The sequence below is a fragment of the Cyanobium sp. Lug-B genome, assembly GCF_024345635.1.
GTDB classification, from domain to species: Bacteria; Cyanobacteriota; Cyanobacteriia; order PCC-6307; family Cyanobiaceae; genus Cyanobium; species Cyanobium minutissimum.
In genome coordinates, this window is the sequence record NZ_JAGQBM010000031.1 from 12,673 (window position 1) to 32,372 (window position 19,700).

The following is a 19,700-nucleotide window of genomic DNA, read 5'->3' on the forward strand; positions in this document are numbered from 1 at the left end:
GCGTCTCCCGGCCCCCGATGCAATGCATCGGGATCAAGCATCGTGGTCGTCCCATCACTGCACCCCAAGGGGTTAGAGGCCAGGCACTTCCGTACGGCGCGCCAGCGTCTTCTCCAGCTCCACCCGCCACTCCCCCGGGGCGAAGTGATGCCAGCGGCCGTGGCCGGGCAGCAGCCAGCGCACGTCCAGTTCGAGCAGCCGCTCCACCGAACGCACCTGCTCCTGCCAGTCCCACCAGCAGTAGCGGCGGGAGGCCACCACCCCGGGGGGATCCACACCCCACCAGAGGTGGTCGCCGCTGAACAGCACCTGGTCGGCGAACAGCACCGCCACCGAGCCGGCCGTGTGGCCCGGCACCGGCAGCACCAGCAGGTCGTCATCGAGCGCGATGGCGTCGGTTCCCGCGAAGCGGTGCTCCGCCTCCGGGGCGGCGTCGGCGTCGGCGGCATGGATCCAGCGCTCGGCGCCGAAGTGCCGGGCCCAGGCGCCGTGGTCGGCCACGTCGTCGCGGTGGCTGAGCAGGATCCGGCCCACGCCCCCCAGGGCCCCGATGCGGCGGGCCAGGGCGCCGCTCCAGCGCGGGGAATCGATCAGCACGTTGTCGGGCCGGCCATCGGCGTGACGCCGGGTGATCAGCCAGCTGCTGGCCCCGAAGCTCTTGCGCGACGCCCAGCCGCCGTAGTGCACCTGCCCCGCCGGCAGGCTGCACACCAGCGACGGGAAGCCATCGGCCGGGGTCCGGGCCAGCAGCTCCCTGCTGGTGCCGATCGCCGCCACCGGGCAGGCCTGCAGTGCCAGCAGCGCCGCGCGGGTATCGCCCTCGCCCTGCGGCTGGGCCCAGACGTGGGACGTGCGGCCGGTGGGGGCGAAGTGGGCCGGATCGAACTGCCAGCAGGTGCCGCAGTCGATGCAGGTCCGATCCACATAGAACGGCCCGGGGGCGTTGGCGGCCAGGCGCTGCTGGGGACGGGCCATGGGAAGGTGGCGGCGACGCCCCTAGCCTGATCCCCATGGCCCATGCCCTGGCCCTGCTGGCAAGTGCGTCGCGCCGCGAGGCGCTGCTCGACTGGCTCGACCGGCAGTCGCTGGCGCTGGCCGGCTTCCCCCTGCTGGTCAGCGGCGAACTGGCGGCCGCACTCGGCAGCGACCCGCGCACCGCCCAGCTGCAGGTCACGGCCCTGGCGGCCCTCGCCGAGGGGGGGGACATCCAGGTGGCCGCCGAGGTGCTGGCCGGTGCAGTGGACCTGGTGGTGGCCTTCCTCGATCCGACGGCGCCGGCGGGCACGCCGCCCGACGCCGGGCTGCTGATCCGCGCCTGTGATCTGGCCGCCGTCCCCCTGGCCCTCAATGCCGCCACCGCCGAGCTGGCCCTGCGGGGTCTGTCCCACGGCCGTTCGGCCTACCTGCTGTTCAATCCGGTCGCCGGCCAGGGGGATGCCAACGCCGATCTGGCCCTGATCCGCTCGATCCTCGAACCCCAGCTCCGGGTCACCGTGCTGCTCACCCGGGCCGGCATCGACCCGGCCGACCAGTGCCGCGAACTGGTGGAACTGCTCCAGGCCCGGCCGGCCGACGAGGCGGGCAACGCCATGATCGTGGCCTGCGGCGGCGACGGCACCGTCTCGGCCGTGGCGGGGGCGGTGGCGGGCACCGGCATTCCCCTTGGCGTCCTTCCCCGCGGCACCGCCAACGCCTTCGCCTCGGCGCTGTTCATTCCCACCGACCTGGTGGCCGCCTGCGAGACGATCCTGGCCGGCCACACCCACGTGGTGGACGCCGCCCGCTGCAACGACGTGCCGATGACCCTGCTGGCCGGGGTCGGCTTCGAGGCCGGAATGGTGGATCGCGCCACCCGGGAGCTCAAGACGATGCTGGGCCCGCTCGCCTACGTGCTCGCCGGCGCCCAGCAGCTGGCGTCCCAGCAGCCCTTCCAGGCCCGCGTCGAGATCGACGGCACCGTCACCGAGGTCCAGGCCGCCGCCATCACCGTGGCCAACGTGGCCCCCGCCACCTCCGTGCTGGCCCAGGGCTTCGGGCGGGTGATCCCCGACGACGGTCTGCTGGAGGTCACGATCGCCTCGCCCGCCACCCGGCTGCAGGGGCTCAACGCCCTCGCCTCCCTGCTCACCTCCGCCGTGGTGCAGTCGCCCGCCAACCACCCCGACCTCCTGTGCCTGCGGGCCCGCCGCATCACGATCACCACCGACCCGCCCCAACGGCTGGTGATCGACGGCGAGATGGTCGAGGCCGACCCGGTCACCTTCACCTGCCTGCCCGGCGCCCTGACGGTGTTCGCGCCGCTGCCGCCACCGTGACCACGCCCCCATGAACCTGGCCACCGAGGCGGGCGTCGCCACCAAGATCCGCCGCATGGCCGACCGGGTGCGCTGGGGCCATCCCGCCTTCGCCCGCCATGGCATCGACCCCTGCCGCCTGGCGATCGCAGGCGATCCGGACACCCCCGAGGCCTTCTCCTTCCTCGTGCTCGGCGACAGCGGCACCGGGCTGCATCGCCGCGCCACCCCCCAGCGGCGCGTGGCGGAGCAACTGCTCGCCCATGGCGCCGATGCCCGCTTCCTGCTCCACACCGGCGACGTCGTCTACCCGGTGGGCTCCAGCGAGCAGTACCCCGACAACTTCATCCGTCCCTACCGGGAGTGGATCGTCGGCGGCGAGGACTGGCGGCGGCTGCGCTACGACCAGCTCGTCTTCCGGGTGCCGTTCCTGCCGGTGCTCGGCAACCACGACTACTACGACCTGCCCTTGCCGCTCGGGGTGCTGGCTGGCCTCACGGCACCGCCGCGCCGGCTGCTGCGCCGCTGGATCCAGCTGGATGTGGGCTGGCACGGCTCCTACGTGGGCCAGGCCTGGGCCCGCGCCTTCCTCGATGGGCTGGCGGCCGTGCCCGAGGCCGGGCTGGAGGAGCACCTGGCCCGCACCCGTACCGCCACAGTGGACGGGGCCCGCTGCCTGCTCTACCGCCCCGGCGCCTTCACCCGCCTGCCCCATCGCCACTACACCTTCCGCTGGGCCGGCCTCGATGTGTTCGCCCTCGACTCCAACACCTTCAACCAGCCCCTGCCCGCCGGCGACGACGGCGGGGAGCTGCGCCGGCGCCGCCAGCAGCTCGACGCCGAGCGCGCCGCCCTGGTGCTCTCCCTCGGTCCCCTCGACGGCGACGAGGACGCCCGCGACGACCGGGCCGCCAAGGCCGAGCAGCTCGACGAGCAGATCCGGGACATCGACAAGCAGCTCGAGAGCGGACCGCCGGCGGTCGACCAGGAGCAGCTCGACTGGTTCGCCGACGCCCTGATCGCCTCCTGGCGCAACCCGGAGGTGCGGGGCCGGCTGCTGGTGCTGCACCATCCCCCCGTCGTCACCGAAGTCAGCAAGTGGGACCAGGGCCAGACCCTGGCGGTGCGCGCCCGGCTGCGCGGCGTGCTGGATCGCGTCGCCGCCGCCCTCGGCGACCGGCCGGCCGGCCGCCCCCTGATCGATCTGGCCTTCAGCGGCCATGCCCACTGCCTGGAGCTGCTCCACACCGGAGACACCGGCCACGGCGACGCCCACATCCCCTGGCTGATCTGCGGCGGCAGCGGCTACAGCCTGCGCCGCCAGCGGCCGGAGGGGCCCGAGCTGCTGGAGGGTCCGGCGGGCAGCGAGCGGGTCGTGGCCCGCTCCCGCCTGTTCCTCGGCCGCAGCGGCCGGGGCTCCTCCCTGCGTCGCTCCTACTCGGCCCTGCGGGTCGACGTGGCGGCCGGCAGCCCCCTGACGCTCACGCTCACGCCGCTGGTGGCGGAGAAGGCCGAGGGCCGCTGGCGTCACGGCACCCTCGATCCGATCCCGCTGCCAGCGACGGGCTGATCCGGCGCGGGGCCGGTGCGACGGAGGGGGGCGCAGCGGATCAGCGGTGTTCGATCAGCTCATCGAGCGGGTAGCGCACCTTGGCCAGGTCGGCGTACTTGTCGGCCGGATCGCGATACCCGGCGGCGCACACCACGGCACTGCGGTAGGGGGTCGTCTCCAGGCCCAGCAGGCGGTCGTAGTCGGGGGGCGAAAAGCCCTCGATTGGACAGGTGTCCACCTGCAGCAGGGCGGCGGCGGTCATGAAATTGCCCAGGGCGATGTACACCTGGTTGCTGGCCCAGGTGGCGATGGCAGCGCTGCGGGGGCCGTCGACCAGATCCTTCTGCATCATCTGCCGGTAGCCCTCCAGCGGCTCCGCCGGCATGCCGCGGGCCGCACTGGTGGCCTCGATCAGCCGGGTGAGATCGGCCAGCTCGATCGTGCGACGCGCCAGGAACACCACCAGGTGCGAGGCCTCGGTGATCTGGGACTGGTTCCAGGAATGGGGCCGCAGTTCGGCCCGCAGGGCCGGATCCTCGATCACCAGGAACCTCCAGGGCTGCAGGCCGTAGGAGGAGGGGGTGAGCACCAGCGCCGCCTCCAGCGCTGCCCAGGTGTCGGCGGGAATGCGGCGGCTGGGGTCGAACTGCTTGGTGGCGTAGCGCCAGCGGAGGGCATCAAGCAGCTCGGTGGAGCTCAGGGTCATGGCCGGGCAGCGCGGTGACGGAAGGTGTCGAGCGGAACTTAAGCGGGGGCGGCCCGTTCCGCCGGTGATCTCCGATGCCCCCGCTGGGGACCGGGGGCAGGTGTAGACCGGCAACGCCCCGCCCCGCCTCGATGGACCCCAGCGCGGATCTCTCCGGCCCATTCCTGCAGCTCGCCTGCGGCAACTGGGTGACCCAGATGCTGAACGTGGCCGCCGAGCTGGCGATCGCCGACCAACTGGCGGCCGCCGGCCCCGAAGGCCTGACGGCCGAGGAGCTCGCTGGCCGCTGCGGCGCCGACGGCGAATCCCTGTTCCGGCTGCTGCGGGGTCTGGCCAGCCTGGGCGTGTTCGCCGAGGGCGGCAGCCAGCCGCGCCGCTTCGTGCTCACCCCCCTGGCCGAACTGCTGCGCAGCGACCACCCCGGCTCCCTGCGCCAGTTCGTGCGCATGCTCGGCGGCGAGCACTACGACGCCTGGACCGACCTGCTCCACAGCGTCCGCAGCGGCGAGAGCGCCTTCCGCCACCATTTCGGCGAGCCGGTCTTCGACTGGTACGGCCACAACCCCGACCGCGGCGCCATCTTCGACGGCGCCATGACCGACTTCTCCCGCGTCGAGACGGAGGGTCTTCTGGCGACCTGGGACTTCAGCGACGCCCGCCACCTGATCGATGTGGGAGGCGGCCGCGGCGGGCTGCTGCAGGCGGTGCTGCGCCAGCACCACCACCTGCGCGGCACCCTCTTCGACCAGCCGGCGGTGGTGGCGCCGGTGACGGTGCCGCCGGAACTGGAGGGACGCGTCAGCATCGCCGGCGGTGATTTCTTCGCCGGCGTGCCGGCCGGCGGCGACACCTACCTGCTCAAGCACATCCTCCACGACTGGGGCGATGACGCCTGCCTGACGATCCTGGGCCACATCCGCGCCGGCCTCGCCCCGGGCGGGCGGCTGCTGATCCTTGAGCAGGTGATCCCCCCGGGCAACGATCCGGCCCCGGGCAAGCTGCTCGATCTGAACATGCTGGTGATGACCGAGGGCGGCCGGGAGCGCACCCCCACGGAGTACGGCCAGCTGCTGGAGCGCGCCGGCCTGCGCCTGGCGGGGATCCACCCGACCCCGTCACCGGTCGCCGTGGTGGAGGCGGTGGCGGCCTGAGCGCGGGCCCCGGCGTCACACCAGCAGGCCGAGCACCAGGGCGATGGCCCCACCGATGGGGCCGAAGAAGAAGAAGCTGCCCATCGCCGCGGCCAGCTCGCGGTCGTGGCGGGTGTACAGCTGCAGCACCAGCACGTAGCTCAGGCCGGTGCTGAGCACGAAGCCCGCCAAGCCGAACAGCAACCCCCGTCCCAGCCGTTTCCAGCGCATCCCCGGGGGCTCCGCTTGGCCTGCTTTCCTCAACAGGCAGTGTGCCAGAGGCGTTCCACGCCCTAGCGTCGGAGCCAGCCCAGCCCCGGATCCGTGAGCCTTTCCATCGCCCTGCTCACGGTCTCCGACACCCGCACCCTCGCCGACGACGCCTCGGGCCATGCCCTGCAGCAGCGGCTGGAAGCGGCCGGCCACCGGCTGGTGGAGCGCACCCTGGTGCCCGATGACCGCTACCGCATCCGGGCCGAGCTGAGCCGCTGGATCGCCGACCCCGCCGTGCAGGTGGTGATCAGCTCCGGCGGCACCGGCCTCACCGGCCGCGACGGCACCCCCGAGGCCGTCGCGCCCCTGCTCGACAAGACCATCGAGGGCTTCGGCGAACTGTTCCGGGTGCTCTCCTTCGAGACGATCGGCACCAGCACCCTGCAGAGCCGCGCCCTGGCCGGGGTGGCCAACGGCACGGTGGTGTTCGTGCTGCCCGGCTCCCTCGATGCGGTGTCCACCGCCTGGGACCGGCTGATCCGCGCCCAGCTCGACGCCACCACCCGCCCCTGCAACCTGGTGCAGCTGCTGCCACGGCTCACGGAAACCTGATGGGGACCCTCCCTCGGTGGCGGACCCGCCCCTGGTGGCTGGGGGCCCTCGCCCTGCTGCTCAGCGTCGGCCTCTGGTGGCTGGCGCCGGCCGGAGCGGGTGTCGCCGCCCCGGCCGATGGCGGCGGGGCCCGGGGGGCCGGGACCGGCCCGGCCGACCCGGGGGGCGTGGTGGCCGCCGGCAGTTTCGAACTGGCCAAGGTGAGGATCCTCGGCGTTCCCGCCCTCACCGTGGCCTCGCCGGTGGTGGGACACCAGGACAATGCCCCCGACGCCCGGCGCCGTGCCGAGGTGATCGAGGGCAACCTGCGCCTCCTCTACGACCCCGAGCACCTCTGCAGCGAGAGCGAACAGCTGGCCGAGTGGGTGCTGGTGAAGGTGCTGGGGGGCAGCGGCGGGGCCTGTGAGCCCTCGCCGCTCCTGGGCGGGAGCGGGAACGCCCCCGGGTCGCTGGTGGTGGAGCGCCGGCAGCTGCCAGGTGGCGATGTGGTGCTGGAGGCCAGGGTGCCGGAACGCTCCGAACCCCTGCCCCTGCTCACGGTCACCCGGGCCGATGCCAGCCTCAACGGCGTCAGCGCCATGGCCCTGGGGGAACGCTGGCAGAAACGGCTACAGAGCCGCCTGCGCCATGCCCGCCAGGTGATGCAGCCGGCCGATCTGCGCCGCCGCTGGCAGATCACCGTCGCCGTCCAGCTGGCGCTGGCCCTGGTCACCGCCGCCACCCTCTGGCTGTGGCGCTGGAACCGGCAACGCTGCGCCGCGCTGGTCAGCCGCCGGCTCCCCACCCCTGACCGGGCCCTGGAGCAGCGCCTGCAGCTCCGCCAGGTCTTCGGGCTGGTGCTGCTGCTGCTGGTGCTGCTGCAGCTGATGGTCATGCTGGCCCTGGGCGTGATGGCCGTCCCCGGCAAGGTGCCCCTGGGGCTGCAGTTGCTGCTCCAGCCGGTTCACTCCGTGCTCAAGGTGCTGATGGTGGGGCTGGTCGCCCTGCTGGCGCGCTCCCTGGCCACCTTTCTGCTGCACCAGTGGGCCGACGGCGCCAGGGTGCCGGTGGAGGAGCAGGCCCGCCGGGAGCAGCGCCACCGCAGCCTGCTGCGGGTGAGCCATCGCCTCATCGATCTGGCCTGCATCCTGGTGGCGGCGGGCTGGATCCTGATCGACATTCCCGGCATCCGCGCCGCCTCCTCCTCCGCGCTGCTGGCCGGCGGCGCCCTGCTGGGCGGCCTGGCGCTGGTGTTCCAGGGGCTGCTGCGGGACTTCGTCGCCGGCCTCGCCGTGCTGATCGAAGACCGCTACGCCATCGGCGACTGGGTGGAGATCGATGGCCTCGAGGGCGACGTGGTGGATGTGGGCGTGCTGAGCACCCAGCTGCACTGCCTCGACCACCGGGTGGCCGTGGTCCAGAACAGCGCCTTCGACCGGGTGGTCAACCACACCAAGCTGCGCTCCGGGGAAGAGGTGAAGCTGCTGATCTCCCACCGCTGCACCGCCATCGGCCAGGCCCTGGCGGTGGTGGCGGACGAGCTGGCCGCCTTCCACGCCGACCCCACCTGGGGACCCCGGCTGCTGGCGCCCCCCCTGCTGCGGGGCGTCAGTGCCACCGGCCCGCTGGGCATCACCGTCAGCGTCCTGCTCACCACGGTGACCGGCGAGCAGTGGGCCTGCGCCCGGGAGCTGCAGGGGCGCCTGGTGGCCCGCTTCCAGCGGGAGGGGATCCCCCTGGCCGATGGCCTGGAGCTGGCCGCCCGGGGCTGATCAGGGCGAGCCCATCCCTCGCGGGTCGCGCCAGAGCAGCAGGCCCTCGCGTCGCTGCGCGTGGAAATCCCCCGCCCGGCCATCACCCCGGCCGCTGAGGCCCCCGTCCGGGGCGCCGATCACGGTGCCCCCGGCATCGAAGAGCACGCTCATCTGGTCGCAGCACTGGGGCGGCAGGTAGTACACCACCTGGCCCCGGTAGCGGTAGCGCCATACCGTCCGGGGCGGGTTGCCGGGCGGCTGGGCCCGCAGCTGGCCGATCAGCCGCTGCAGCCAGGGCGGGCCGGGAAGCGCCGATGGCGGCGGTGCCGCGGGGGAGGGGGACGCCAGGGCCGTGGGGGCAAGGGCGCCCATCGCCACGCTGCTCACCACCAGGGCGATGGCCGCCAGGCCCGCCCCCCGCCACGGCCCGCACCGGGCGGCACTCCCTGCCATCGGTGCCCCCGGGGTGATCACAGCAGGAAGGCTGCCATGGCCGGCGCCGGTACGGTGGGGCACGCGGAGGAAGGTTCATGGCTGCAGCGACGCCGGACCACGAAACGTTCATCCGCCAGGCGATCGACCTGTCCCGCAAGGCGGCCCTGGAGTACGGCACCGGCGGGGCCTTCGGGGCGGTGATCGTGAGAAACGGGGTGGTCATCTCCCAGGGGATGAACCGCGTGGTGGCCAGCCACGACCCCACCTGGCACGGGGAGATGGAGGCGATCCGGCTGGCCTGCATCACCCTGCAGAGCTTCAAGCTGCCCGGCTGCATCCTCTACACCTCCGCCGAGCCCTGCCCGATGTGCATGGCCACCTGCTACTGGGCCGGCATCGAGGAGGTGTACTACGCCGCCACGGTGGAGGACGCCCTCGAATACGGCGACTTCGACGACCGCCCGATCTACGAGCAGCTGGCCCTGCCCAAGGAGCAGCGCTCCATTCGCCTGACCCAGATCTTGCGGGAGGAGGCGGTGGAGGTCTGGAAGGCCTACCAGGCCCGACCCGACCGGATCCGCTACTGACGCCCAGCGGCGACGGGCGATCCGGTGGCGGCGGCGCTCAGCCGCGGGTGGCGGGCATGGCGCGGAACAGCTGCAGCATCAGGGCCAGGCCCACCAGGATCGCCGTCAGCGTGAGCCGCTGGCCGCGCCGGCTGCCGGTGCCCTCCAGCCACGGCCCGCACAGCCGACTCACCCCGGGCACCAGCCACCAGCCGGTGAGGGCCACGCTGCAGACATTGGCCAGCAGCAGGCCGCTGGGGCCGTCCAGCGGCAGGGGCCGGAGCAGCACCCGCAGCAGCTCCACGGTGGGATAGAGCACCAGCAGCACCAGCAGGTTCACCTTCCAGACGGGCACCCGCTGGCGCCCCGCTTCCCCCAGCCAGCGGGCATAGCCGTCCCAGTCGCCGGCTCCGGCGTAGCGGTACCCCCCGCGCTCGGCGGGGTTGAGGAGGCTCCGCCGCTCCGGACTGTCCATCCAGCCCAGGAAATCGGCCAGGGTGGCGAAGGTGAGCGCCGACTCGTAGAGCAGCTCGCCGTTGTCGGCCTGGCCCAGGGGGAGGGGCAGACTCTCCGCGACGAAGCCCGGATAGCCGCGGGCCGCGGTCCGCAGCCGTTCCTCCAGCTCCAGGAAACCGGTTCGGGCCGCCGGCGCGACGCGATGCAGAAACCGGTAGTGGAAGGGTGGGCCCTGGGTGTCGGGAGCGGATCGCGTCAGAGGCATCGCAGAGGCTTCGCAGCGGCGCCGGGGTCGGCTCACCTTGCGTCATTCTCCGGAGGCGTGCCACGCGGGCTCCTGGTTCAACCAGTCGCTGACGGCGGCGACCACCTCCATGTCCGTATGGCCGACGCCCATGATCGCCAGGTGATCACGCGGCTCGAGCCGGATCAGGTGACGGAGCCGCGGCCCCAGCAGGTCCACGAAGGACGCCACCGTGGCGGTCGCCAGCCGGCTGCCGAAGCCGACGATGGAGGTGAGGTTGAACAGGCGCGAGTTCCCGACGATGCAGAAGCTTTCCGACCGTGACGGCAGCACCCGGATCCAGCGATTCAGCAGCTTCTGCAGCAATGGCAGTGGCACGGCGCCCTCCAGGTCCGCCATCACCGGGTCGAGCAGCAGGGTGGGCTGGTTGTGGAGGGACTGGTGGTCGAGGGGCTCCGAGGAGAGGGCGGCGATGAGCCGTCCGGCCTGATCGGCGCCGACGCAATCGGCCAGGGCTCGCCGCAGGGCATCGAGCTCCAGATCGCTGAGCAGCTCCAGCAGGGCCAGGTACTTGCAGCCGAGGCTGTGGCCGATCCAGGTGAACGGTTTCCAATCGACGTAGGGGTCGGGCGCATGGCCGAGGCGGGTGGCCAGCTCGGCGAGCTCCCGGCGCAGTTCGTCCTGATAGGCGACCAGACTGAGGGCGATGGACCAGTGGCGGAAGGAAAAGCGGAATGGCAGGGCCACCAGCGTGTAGCCCTGGGCATGGAGCAGGGACAGGAACCTTCGGTAGAAGACGGTGGGGAAGGTGCCGAAGAAGGCACCGCCGATGAAGACGACCACACCCCTGGGCCGGGGATGAAGGGCAGCCCAGCAGAAATGCAGCGGCTGAAAATGCAGCGGCTGAACGGGAAGGGACATCGGTGGTACGCGCTGATCGCTGGGCGCTGTTCTACGACCATGCGGCAGGAGGACAAGCGACCTCGATTGCAGGCCTTCTGCATGGTCGTGACAGGCCCGAGTCACCTCGAAGACACAACCGTGAGATCGATACATTGCATGTAGAAACTGTCAACTCGGCTCGGACTATTGATTCAGAGTGCGTCCACAGGCAGGCCCTCGCACAGGGTCCCATCGTCATCGCCAGGATTGACTCGTCCCGGCGTTGCTCGTTCCGGTGTTGTGTGATCTTCCCTGCCTGCGATTGATCTCCAACATCGAGCACCCCCATGGCCATCATCTCCACCTTCGAACTGCTTGCGAAATCCCAGCTTCCGAGCGGTATCCCAGGCCCGATCGCCAGCCTCAGCCGCAATGTGATCATCGGCTACTTCCTGACGATCTCCAATACGAGCCTCACCGATCTGCTGCTCTCCGTGGTGTTCACTGCCCGCACCAATTCCGGCTCCGGGCTGGAAGGCAGCATTTCCTTCCTTGACACGTCCGGCACCAACATTGCCGGCGCCCTCGAGCCGACGTCGACGGCCAACAAGTTCCGCTTTTCACCCCTGAGTCTGCCCGCGTCGGCCACCGCCCAGCTCCTGGTGCAACCGACACCCGACAAGGTGGAGACCCTGGATTATGAGGTCCGGGGGTACGTGGAACTCTCGCTCTCCTCGCTGTCGGGCTCCCTCACGAACATCCCCCTGCAGGTGAGCGCGGAGCAGCGCGGCACCTTCTTCGCCGATCTCAAGGGCGCCACCCTGGCCGACAAGGCTCTGGATCAGGTGGCCTGGGCGCTGCCGGTGCCCGACGGGGGGCGCGTCCTGCTCAGCAGCACCTGAGCCGGCGCCGCGGGCGGCCCCTCAGGCCGCCCGCAACCAGCGGCGGCGCGCCCTGTCGCTGAGGTCCTCGCCGACCAGGGTGAGCAGGGCGTAGGCGGCCACCAGCGCCAGCAGCTGGTCCCAGGCGAAGGAGCTGAGGCTCTCCAGCAGCTGGCTGCCCAGCCCGGTCGCCCCCACCAGGCCCACCACCACCGATTCCCGCAGGATCACATCGGCCCGGTAGGCGCCGTAGGCCAGGTAGGGCCGGGCCAGGGCACTGAAGCGGCCGTAGAGCAGGGCCAGCCGCGGCCCGCTGCCGCCGCAGGCCAGGGCCTCCTCGGCGGCCGGATCGGTGGCGTCGGCACTCTCCAGCAGCAGCCGGCCCAGCACCCCCAGGTTATGGAAGCCCAGGGCCAGGGCGGCGGTGATCACCCCCGGCTCCAGCACGAACAGCAGCAGCAGGGCCGTCAGCGGCGGCGGCCACAGGCGCCCCAGGGCCCACAGCAGCCGCAGCCCCTGCCGCGCCCAGCCCACCGGAGCCGCCACCAGCAGCAGCAGCGGCGCGAGCCCCACCGCCAGGCTGGCCGCCAGGGCGGTGAGCAGCAGGGTGCCCCCCACCAGCCGGGGCCAGGGCAGGGCCCAGGTGGCGGCCCAGTCGCCGGCCCCCAGGCCCGGCAAGGGCTGCCAGCTGAGCAGGGCCGCCGGGTCCACCCCCAGGGCCCGGCCCACCACGACGCAGAGGGGCAGCAGGGCCACCAGGGCCATCAGCATCTCGCGGCTGCGCTCGCCCACCCCCCGCCGGGCCAGCACGAACCGGCCGGGCACCAGCCAGCGCCGCCGCAGCAGGCTGATGCCCGCTTCCAGGGCCAGCATCACCGCCAGCAGCAGCCACAGGCCGCTCCAGAGCTCATGGAACTGCAGCGACTGCAGCGTCAGCTTGAGGTCGGTGCCCAGGCCCCCGAGGCCGAAGACCCCCAGCAGGGTGGCGCTGCGCAGGGCGCACTCCAGCCGATAGCCGCCGTAGCTGAGCACCCCCGGCAGCAGGGCCGGCCCCAGGGCCGTGAGCAGGGCCGCCGGGGCCGGGGCGCCCGCCGCCCGCAGGGCCTCCAGGCCGGTGGTGGGCAGGGCATCGAGCAGGTCGGAGAGCACCCGGGCCACCAGGGCCCCGAAGGGCAGGGCGATCGCCAGCACCGCCACCGCCGGCTGCAGCCCCACCAGCTGGAGCAGCAGCAGGCCCCAGATCAGCTCATGAATCGCCCGGGGCAGGGCCAGCAGGCGGCGGATCAGTTCCGCCGGCACGCCGCTGCCCGTCAGGGTGCGCCACACGGTGCGGGAGCTGGCCGCCCCCAGCAGCAGGCCGAGCACCAGGCTGCCGGCCCAGCCGAGCAGGGCCATCCCAGCCGTCACCCCCAGCCCCTTCAGCAGCGACGTCAGCACCACCGGATCCAGGGAGGGCGTCACCGCCGCCACCAGGAAGCCGCCGATCAGCTCCCAGCCGCCCCCGTGCGCCAGCGGCGGCAGCAGGACGGCCAGGGGCACCAGCACCAGGGCCGGCAGCAGCATCAGCAGCGGCGGCGCCGGTTTCAAGGGGCCACGCCGGGCGGGGTGCCCCCGTAGAGGTCCGCCAGCAGGGCCTCGCTGACCTGCGCCACCGGCCCGTCGAACAGCACCTGGCCGTCCTTGAGGCCCACGGCCCGATCGAAACCGGCGAGCAGGTCGGGGCGGTGCAGGCTCAGCAGCAGGGCCCGGGGGGCCACGGCCTGGGCCAGCAGCAGCGCCAGCAGCTCGCCGGCCAGGCGCGGATCGAGGCTGGCCAGGGGTTCATCGGCCAGCAGCAGGGTGGGCTCCTGGCGCAGCAGCCGGGCCATCGCCACCCGCTGGCGCTGGCCACCGGAGAGGGCCGTCACCGGCTGCTCCAGCAGGGCCGGATCCAGATCCATCGCCCGCAGGGCCGCCGCGCAGGCGTCGGTGTCGAGCGGCAGCAGCAGGTTGAGCAAGGCCCGGGGCCAGCCCCAGCGGGCCAGGCGGGCGGCGTTGAGGTTCTGCTGGACGGTCAGCTCCTCGATCAGGCGCAGGTCCTGCCAGAGGGTGCCGATGCGCGCCTGCTGGCGCCGCCGGCCGCGGCGGGAGCGGGCGGGGGGCTGGCCCTCCCAGAGCACCGTGCCCGCCGCCGGCGGCAGCAGGCCGTTGGCCACCGCCAGCAGGGTGCTCTTGCCGGCACCGCTGGCCCCCAGCAGCGCCACCCGCTCGCCCGGGGCCAGGCTCAGGTCGACGTCCTCCAGCCGGGGCCGCCCGCGGCCGCTGACACGGATGCCCCGCAGCGCGAGCACGGCGGTGGCGGGGCCGGCGGCCATGGGGGGCGTGAAGCACGTACGACCGATCCAGATTGCCAGCCGTCAGGCCGGGGCCCCTGGCGCGTCTGGACGAACCCCCGTGGCTCGTCAGGCCGAAGGGAGCCCCAGCAGAATCAACCCACCCCCCGTCCTGCGCCGCGGCCCCCGATGACCTCCTCCAGCGGATCCAGGCCCTCGCTCCTCGATGGAGTCGCCCGGGTGCTTCTGTGCCTGGTGTTCCTGCACGCGGCGATCGGCAAGCTGACGGGCTTCGCCGGCGTGGCCGGGATGATCGCCGGCCGGGGCATCCCCCTGGCGCCGGTGCTGCTGGCGGCGGCCGTGGCGCTGATGGTCGTGGGATCGGTGCTGGTGATCAGCGGCTTCCGGGCACGGCTCGGGGCGATCCTGCTGCTGCTGTTCCTGGTGCCCACCACCCTGCTGTTCCACAGCGATGTGGCCGACCCCCAGGAGCGGATCCAGCTGCTGAAGAACCTCTCGATCATCGGCGGCCTGCTGCTGGTGGCCGATCGGCAGCCCTGAACGGGCCGAACCGTGACCCCACGCGGCGCCGTGGCCAGGCTGGGCGAGCATGGCCGGGCGGCCTCCTGCCCCTGCCGCCCGGTCCGATCCCATGGTCTTCGCGTCCCCCCGCTCCTACATCCTCCTGTCGGTGGCGGCGGCGGTGGCCACCATCGTGCTCAAGACCGCGGCCTGGCGCTACACCGGCTCGGTGGGCCTGCTCTCGGATGCGATGGAATCCGGGGTGAACCTGGTGGCGGCCCTGGGGGCCTTCTGGGCCCTCAGCCTGGCGGCCAAACCGGCCGACCGCACCCATCACTACGGCCACTTCAAGGCCGAGTACTTCTCCAGCGGTCTGGAGAGCGTGCTGATCGTGCTGGCGGCGGTGGCGATCATCCACTCCGCCGTGGGGCGGCTGCAGCACCCGGAACCGCTGGAGCAGCTGGGGCTGGGCATGGCCCTCTCCCTGGTGGCGACGGTCCTCAACGGCGTGGTGGCCTGGGTGCTGCTGCGGGCCTCCCGCCACTTCCACTCGATCACCCTGCGGGCCGACGCCCACCATCTGTTCACCGACGTCTGGACCTCCTGCGGCGTGCTGCTGGGCATCGGCCTGGTGAAGCTCACCGGCCTGACGATCCTCGACCCGATCATCGCCATCGCCGTGGCGCTCAACATCACCCTGACGGGGTGGAATCTGCTGCGGGAGACGGCCACCGGCCTGCTCGACCGCTCGCTCCCCATCGACGAACAGGACAAGCTGGAGGCGCTGCTGGCCTCCCATGAATCGGAGGAGATCCGCTTCCATGCCCTGCGCACCCGGGTGGCAGGATCGCGGCGCTTCGTCGCCCTGCACGTGCTGGTGCCGGGCCGCTGGACCGTGCAGGCCGGCCATGACCTCTGCGAACGGCTGGAAGAGGAGATCGCCATCGCCCTGCCCCGCAGTGATGTGCTGACCCACCTCGAGCCGATCGAGGACCCCAGGGCGTGGGACGACCAGGGGTTCCGCTGGGAGGAGGGCTGAGCCCCATACGATCCAGCCAGCCGTCGCAGCGCCCCCGTCCCCATGGCCACCGTCCTGATCACCGGCACCAACCGCGGCATCGGCCTGGAGTACTGCCGCCAGCTCCAGGCCAGGGGCGACACGGTGGTGGCGGTCTGCCGCACCCCATCTCCCGAGCTGGAGCGCCTCGGGGTGCGCATCGAGGCGGGGATCGACCTCACCGACGCGGCCGCCATCGACGCCCTGGTGGAACGGCTCGGCGGCCTGAGCCTCGATGCCCTGATCCTCAACGCCGGGATCCTGGAGTCCACCAGCCTGGGGGGGCTGGATGCGCAGAGCCTGCGGCGCCAGTTCGAGGTGAACGCCATCGCCCCCCTGCAGCTCACGCGGGCCCTGCTGGGCCAGCTGCCCGAGGGCGCCAAGGTGATCCTGATGACGAGCCGGATGGGCTCGATCGACGACAACGGTTCCGGCGGCTCCTACGGCTACCGGATGTCGAAGGTGGCGCTCAACATGGCCGGGAAGTCCCTCGCCATCGACCTGCGCCCCCGCGGCATCGCCGTGGCCCTGCTCCACCCCGGCCTGGTGAGCACCCGCATGACGGGCTTCAGTGCCCAGGGCATCAGCCCGGAGGAGTCCGTGCGCGGCCTGCTGGCCCGCATCGACGCCCTGACCCTGGAGACGAGCGGCACCTTCTGGCACGCCAACGGCCAGGTGCTGCCCTGGTAGGGGCACCCGTGAAACGGCGATCAGACCGCCGCCGTCTGAGGCGGCACGTCGTAGCGGAGTTCGGCGAACGCCTCACCAAGGGCCTGCACCGATGTGAGTCTCAGGGGCGGGAAGGCGATCCGCCGGGGCAGGAGCGGCCATCCCTGGCCCAGCGTCACGGAGGCCACCTGAATGATCAGCTCATCCAGCAGGCCGGCATCGAAGAACTGACCCGCCAGTTCGCCCCCACCGGCAATCCAGATGTTCTTGCCCTCCGCGGCGGCGACCATCTCCCGGTGCACGGGGGAGACAGCACCCTGCACGATGCGCAGATCCGCGTTGCGGACGGAGGCAAGCGTGCGGCTTGTGAAAATCCACGTGGGTTGCTCAAAGCGCCAGGGCTTTTCCTCCGACGTTCCCGCTTTGATGTAATGATCCAGCAGCCACTGATAGGTGGCTGAACCCATGGCAATCGCCCCAACCCCAGCCAGGAAGTTCTCATAGCCTGGGCCTTCTGCTTCACCGAATTGAAGCAACCAGTCCAGGGAATGGTCCGTGGTGGCGATGAAACCATCCAGGCTGCATGCCGCGTAATACTGAGTTTTCACGGAGAGGTTGACGCAGTTGGTGATTGAGATCAACGCCGAGGTCAAGGGAGCAGGATCACATCGGCGGCCCTCCATTGAAGGCTGCTGGTTTTTGTGGGATGAGGGCAAGATACGAAGCGTCCCATGTGCCGCAGATCAGCACCTTGACTGCGCCTTCGGCAACCGGAAAAACTCCATCAGTCGACATCTGCCTCACTAGGCTGATTCCAGTCCAACGCAATCGAACCGATGATGGTGTTAGCCGACCAGGTCAACAGCTCCCCTGAGGACATTGGTGCCAACCTGACTCCAGATGAGATCAAGGATTCCCTGGGCTCCCTTCCGGGCTGGGATCTGGTGGATGGCCATCACTTGCACAAAGCCTGGACCTTTCAGGACTTCAGCTCAGCCCTGGACTGGGTGGGTCACGCTGGAGCCATCTGCGAGAAACAGGGCCATCACGCCGACTTCAAGTTAGGCTGGGGCTATGCGGAAGCGATCACCTACACCCACCAGTCTGAAGGACTCACCCGGGCTGATATTACTCTGGCGACAGAACTTGATTCCATCGAAGGGGCCGACATGAGCTGAGGAGAACCTGCTCCTCGATATCTGCAGGCTGGGGACTTCCCACACCAAGGTGGAGTTCCTCAGTCGTGGATGCCAGGCCGCGCCGCTGATCCTGATTCAGCCCATGCCGGCCTTGTCCTTGACAGTCTCGACGGCATTGCGACCCTTGGCCTCAGCCTGCTTCGCCTTGCCAGCGAGGCGATCTCCCTTGCTGCCAGTGACCTTGCCAATCGATTCCTGAGTCTTGCCCTCCAAGTCCTTCGTGCCAGCCTTGAAGCGGCCGGCAGCGGCGGCCAGGGGCACGCTGGAGGCGCTGAGGAGGGTAACTCCAGAGGCCTGAGCGGAAGCGCTCAAGACCGGCGTGGCGATCAACATCAGCAGGCTGATGACCAGGCCAAGGCCAGTGGCGGCCAGCTGGCGCAGCAAACGAATGTGGCGATTCATGGCGAGAATGGAGAGGGGGAAACGAGAATGAATGGGAATGAACTGTGGCAGCTGATGCGTCATGAATGACGCAGCTCTTCAAATCACGTTGCGCCGCCCGGTGAGGAACGAGATCAGGGCAAGCACGAGAAACACAAGAAACAGGACCTGGGCGATGCTCGCAGCTGACCCGGCAATACCACTGAAGCCGAGAACGCCAGCAATGATCGCAATGACAAAAAAGGATATGGCGTAGTTAAGCATGACGGGGCTCCTAAGGTGTGTTGATCAGCTGGGTGATCTCTTGCTGACTCTTGCCAAGCTTCTTCTGCAGATGACCTAGCAGCTCCTCCTCCTGGCCCTGGGTGTAAGCCAGGTCGTCATCAGTGAGATCGGCAAACTTCTGCCTGAGCTTGCCTTTGAACTCATGCCATTCACCTTTGAACTGAAGCTTGTTCATGGCTGGGTCCGCAAGGATCTGGAAACAATGGATGGGGCACAAGGAAGGGTCGGATTGCTAGCAGAGCAGAGCCTTTCGCTGGTCACACCCCAAGGCTCCTCTTCCTTCACTATGGGCCTCCAGCAGGTGGTTGGATGCTGTGGATGCGCCTCAAATCCACGGCATCTCCATGGTGCAATGGATTGCGCAGGCTCGGTTGTGTTGCTGGTACAACCCTGCGCCATTGAGGGATCAGCCAGCGCATAGCCTCCAGATGTCACGACCTGGTGCCGTGATGACGCCGCTGCGAGAAGAAAGCTGACCAACAATTGCGCCTCGGCAACACCAGATCAAAAGAGCAGGGTCAAACCCCGGACATCCATCACCAGCATTGGCCTGAAGGGGACACGCGCAAGCCATCGCCGACACCAGCGTGACCAGCGTCCATCCTGTCCTTGATGGACCGTTCAATCCGGTGCGACTCGGCATCGCCCGACGCGGCGTTCAGAAGGGAGCCACCCTGGACAACCTCCGCGATGGGGACATCGATGGTGGGCTGCAGAGCGTTCGCCATCTTCTCCACCAGAAGGGCCCAAAGCTTGCAGCCCCTACCGCCAGCTGGCCCACTGTCCCGAGAGAAGCCTGGGCCGCGCCCACCTCGCCTTCATGGACCGCATCGGCTTCCGTGCCCCCGTTGAACGTGGTGGCCCTGGTAGGGACGGCAGCGAAGGATCTCAGCGGCCCGGCAGGGCCAGCTGCAGGGTCAGCAGCCGCCCATCCCGCCGCAGGGTGAGGCCCAGGGGCCGGCCCACGGGGTGCGCGGCCACCCGCTCGATCACCTGGCGGGCGCTGCTCACGGGCTGGCCATCGATCGCCGCGATGTCATCGCCGACCTGCAGCCCGGAGCGCTCCGCCAGCGAGCCGGGAGCCACCTGGTGGATTTCCACCCGGCCGCCGTGGGTTTCCAGGTACACCCCCAGCCGCAGGCCCGCCGGCGGCGGGGACACGACGCCGTACACCGCCGTCGCCAGGCCCGGCTGCAGCGCTGCGCAGTCGAGGCTGGCCTCCCAGGGCAGCAACCAGGCCACGTCCGCCAGGCCCAGGGCCCGCAGCTGATGGGGCACGCCGTGGCCCCCGGCCAGGTGGCCGTTGCCGATCAGGGCCACGACCGGAGCCCCGGGGCGCCGGCGGTGCTGCTCGGCGATGGCCTCGGCCATGGCCCGGTCCCAGAGGAGCTGGCTCTCCACGAAGCGGCCGAAGGAAGGGTCCTCCAGCCCCGGCACCCCCTGGCTGCCGCTGGGGACGAAGGGATGGTGCCGCCAGAGCCGGTGCAGCTGGGCCCGGTAGGCCGCGTCGGCCGGCGCCGGGCGCCCCACCCCCTCCCGCTCGCGGACGGGCACCGCCGCGGCGCCCTCGG

General features: G+C 71.0%; 24 protein-coding genes. 11 read left to right on the plus strand and 13 right to left on the minus strand.

Annotated features, from left to right (window positions below):
• Positions 1 to 72 precede the first annotated feature (72 nt).
• A complete protein-coding gene (locus tag KBY81_RS09170; protein ID WP_254976322.1) occupies positions 73 to 975 on the minus strand; it encodes an MBL fold metallo-hydrolase in 903 nt (300 codons plus the stop codon).
• Positions 976 to 1,010: 35 nt separating this feature from the next.
• Between KBY81_RS09170 and KBY81_RS09175 the strand changes: the two genes are divergently transcribed.
• Together KBY81_RS09175 and KBY81_RS09180 are read left to right on the plus strand one after the other, a co-directional pair.
• Entirely contained in the window at positions 1,011 to 2,315 is a 1,305-nt protein-coding gene (locus tag KBY81_RS09175; protein WP_254972129.1) for a diacylglycerol kinase family protein, read from the plus strand.
• A gap of 10 nt (positions 2,316 to 2,325) precedes the next feature.
• Entirely contained in the window at positions 2,326 to 3,864 is a 1,539-nt protein-coding gene (locus KBY81_RS09180) for a metallophosphoesterase (RefSeq protein WP_254976323.1), read from the plus strand.
• A gap of 40 nt (positions 3,865 to 3,904) precedes the next feature.
• On the opposite strand, the gene KBY81_RS09185 is transcribed toward KBY81_RS09180, so the two are convergent.
• Positions 3,905 to 4,552 (minus strand): NAD(P)H-dependent oxidoreductase, encoded by a 648-nt coding sequence (locus KBY81_RS09185; RefSeq protein ID WP_254976324.1) that lies wholly within the window; start codon positions 4,550 to 4,552, stop codon positions 3,905 to 3,907.
• 131 nt (positions 4,553 to 4,683) lie between these two features.
• Between KBY81_RS09185 and KBY81_RS09190 the strand changes: the two genes are divergently transcribed.
• A complete protein-coding gene (locus KBY81_RS09190) occupies positions 4,684 to 5,703 on the plus strand; it encodes an acetylserotonin O-methyltransferase (protein WP_254976325.1) in 1,020 nt (339 codons plus the stop codon).
• 15 nt (positions 5,704 to 5,718) lie between these two features.
• Here KBY81_RS09190 and KBY81_RS09195 read toward each other — a convergent pair whose 3' ends face one another.
• Positions 5,719 to 5,913 carry a hypothetical protein gene (locus KBY81_RS09195; protein WP_146134505.1) on the minus strand — a complete coding sequence of 65 codons (195 nt, stop codon included), beginning with the start codon at positions 5,911 to 5,913 and terminating at the stop codon, positions 5,719 to 5,721.
• Positions 5,914 to 6,006: 93 nt separating this feature from the next.
• Here KBY81_RS09195 and moaB point away from each other — a divergent pair, with 93 nt between their 5' ends.
• Entirely contained in the window at positions 6,007 to 6,507 is a 501-nt protein-coding gene (gene moaB / locus KBY81_RS09200) for a molybdenum cofactor biosynthesis protein B (protein ID WP_106219543.1), read from the plus strand.
• Entirely contained in the window at positions 6,507 to 8,258 is a 1,752-nt protein-coding gene (locus KBY81_RS09205) for a mechanosensitive ion channel family protein (protein ID WP_254976326.1), read from the plus strand. The genes moaB and KBY81_RS09205 overlap by 1 nt, the downstream gene beginning before the upstream one ends.
• Here the strand turns inward: KBY81_RS09205 and KBY81_RS09210 are convergent, their stop codons facing one another.
• Positions 8,259 to 8,756, minus strand: a complete 498-nt coding sequence (locus tag KBY81_RS09210; RefSeq protein ID WP_254972124.1) for a DUF6970 domain-containing protein — start codon at positions 8,754 to 8,756, stop codon at positions 8,259 to 8,261.
• 14 nt (positions 8,757 to 8,770) lie between these two features.
• Here KBY81_RS09210 and KBY81_RS09215 point away from each other — a divergent pair, with 14 nt between their 5' ends.
• Entirely contained in the window at positions 8,771 to 9,262 is a 492-nt protein-coding gene (locus tag KBY81_RS09215; RefSeq protein WP_106219546.1) for a nucleoside deaminase, read from the plus strand.
• A gap of 37 nt (positions 9,263 to 9,299) precedes the next feature.
• Here KBY81_RS09215 and KBY81_RS09220 read toward each other — a convergent pair whose 3' ends face one another.
• Positions 9,300 to 9,962, minus strand: a complete 663-nt coding sequence (locus KBY81_RS09220; RefSeq protein ID WP_106219547.1) for a hypothetical protein — start codon at positions 9,960 to 9,962, stop codon at positions 9,300 to 9,302.
• Positions 9,963 to 10,004: 42 nt separating this feature from the next.
• Positions 10,005 to 10,997, minus strand: coding sequence for a DUF1350 family protein (locus KBY81_RS09225; RefSeq protein ID WP_106219548.1), 993 nt, complete (start codon positions 10,995 to 10,997; stop codon positions 10,005 to 10,007).
• Between the two features lie 173 nt (positions 10,998 to 11,170).
• Between KBY81_RS09225 and KBY81_RS09230 the strand changes: the two genes are divergently transcribed.
• Positions 11,171 to 11,725, plus strand: coding sequence for a hypothetical protein (locus KBY81_RS09230; protein WP_254976327.1), 555 nt, complete (start codon positions 11,171 to 11,173; stop codon positions 11,723 to 11,725).
• 21 nt (positions 11,726 to 11,746) lie between these two features.
• On the opposite strand, the gene KBY81_RS09235 is transcribed toward KBY81_RS09230, so the two are convergent.
• A complete protein-coding gene (locus KBY81_RS09235) occupies positions 11,747 to 13,291 on the minus strand; it encodes an ABC transporter permease (protein WP_254976328.1) in 1,545 nt (514 codons plus the stop codon).
• On the minus strand, positions 13,288 to 14,058 hold the full coding sequence (locus KBY81_RS09240; RefSeq protein WP_254976329.1) for a phosphonate ABC transporter ATP-binding protein: 771 nt from the start codon (positions 14,056 to 14,058) through the stop codon (positions 13,288 to 13,290). The genes KBY81_RS09235 and KBY81_RS09240 overlap by 4 nt, the downstream gene beginning before the upstream one ends.
• Before the next feature lie 147 nt (positions 14,059 to 14,205).
• On the opposite strand from KBY81_RS09240, the gene KBY81_RS09245 reads away from it, so the two are divergent.
• From KBY81_RS09245 to KBY81_RS09255, 3 genes are all read left to right on the plus strand, one after another.
• The gene (locus KBY81_RS09245; protein WP_106219552.1) at positions 14,206 to 14,577 is read left to right on the plus strand and encodes a DoxX family protein; all 372 of its coding nucleotides are present in this window, start codon (positions 14,206 to 14,208) and stop codon (positions 14,575 to 14,577) included.
• A 91-nt stretch (positions 14,578 to 14,668) separates the two neighbouring features.
• Positions 14,669 to 15,577, plus strand: a complete 909-nt coding sequence (locus KBY81_RS09250; RefSeq protein ID WP_254976330.1) for a cation diffusion facilitator family transporter — start codon at positions 14,669 to 14,671, stop codon at positions 15,575 to 15,577.
• 42 nt (positions 15,578 to 15,619) lie between these two features.
• Entirely contained in the window at positions 15,620 to 16,285 is a 666-nt protein-coding gene (locus tag KBY81_RS09255) for an SDR family oxidoreductase (RefSeq protein WP_254976331.1), read from the plus strand.
• A gap of 20 nt (positions 16,286 to 16,305) precedes the next feature.
• On the opposite strand, the gene KBY81_RS09260 is transcribed toward KBY81_RS09255, so the two are convergent.
• Positions 16,306 to 16,917 (minus strand): dihydrofolate reductase family protein, encoded by a 612-nt coding sequence (locus tag KBY81_RS09260; RefSeq protein ID WP_254976332.1) that lies wholly within the window; start codon positions 16,915 to 16,917, stop codon positions 16,306 to 16,308.
• Positions 16,918 to 17,103: 186 nt separating this feature from the next.
• Here KBY81_RS09260 and KBY81_RS09265 point away from each other — a divergent pair, with 186 nt between their 5' ends.
• Positions 17,104 to 17,442 carry a 4a-hydroxytetrahydrobiopterin dehydratase gene (locus tag KBY81_RS09265; protein ID WP_254976333.1) on the plus strand — a complete coding sequence of 113 codons (339 nt, stop codon included), beginning with the start codon at positions 17,104 to 17,106 and terminating at the stop codon, positions 17,440 to 17,442.
• Positions 17,443 to 17,538: 96 nt separating this feature from the next.
• Here KBY81_RS09265 and KBY81_RS16615 read toward each other — a convergent pair whose 3' ends face one another.
• The 4 genes from KBY81_RS16615 to KBY81_RS09285 form a co-directional block, all read right to left on the minus strand.
• Positions 17,539 to 17,928, minus strand: a complete 390-nt coding sequence (locus KBY81_RS16615) for a CsbD family protein (RefSeq protein WP_315858509.1) — start codon at positions 17,926 to 17,928, stop codon at positions 17,539 to 17,541.
• A 15-nt stretch (positions 17,929 to 17,943) separates the two neighbouring features.
• Positions 17,944 to 18,108, minus strand: coding sequence for a DUF1328 domain-containing protein (locus KBY81_RS09275; RefSeq protein ID WP_106219555.1), 165 nt, complete (start codon positions 18,106 to 18,108; stop codon positions 17,944 to 17,946).
• Positions 18,109 to 18,118: 10 nt separating this feature from the next.
• Positions 18,119 to 18,304, minus strand: a complete 186-nt coding sequence (locus KBY81_RS09280; protein ID WP_254976334.1) for a CsbD family protein — start codon at positions 18,302 to 18,304, stop codon at positions 18,119 to 18,121.
• Between the two features lie 713 nt (positions 18,305 to 19,017).
• A partial coding sequence (locus KBY81_RS09285; protein WP_254976335.1) for a ChaN family lipoprotein occupies positions 19,018 to 19,700 on the minus strand: 683 nt, incomplete at its 5' end.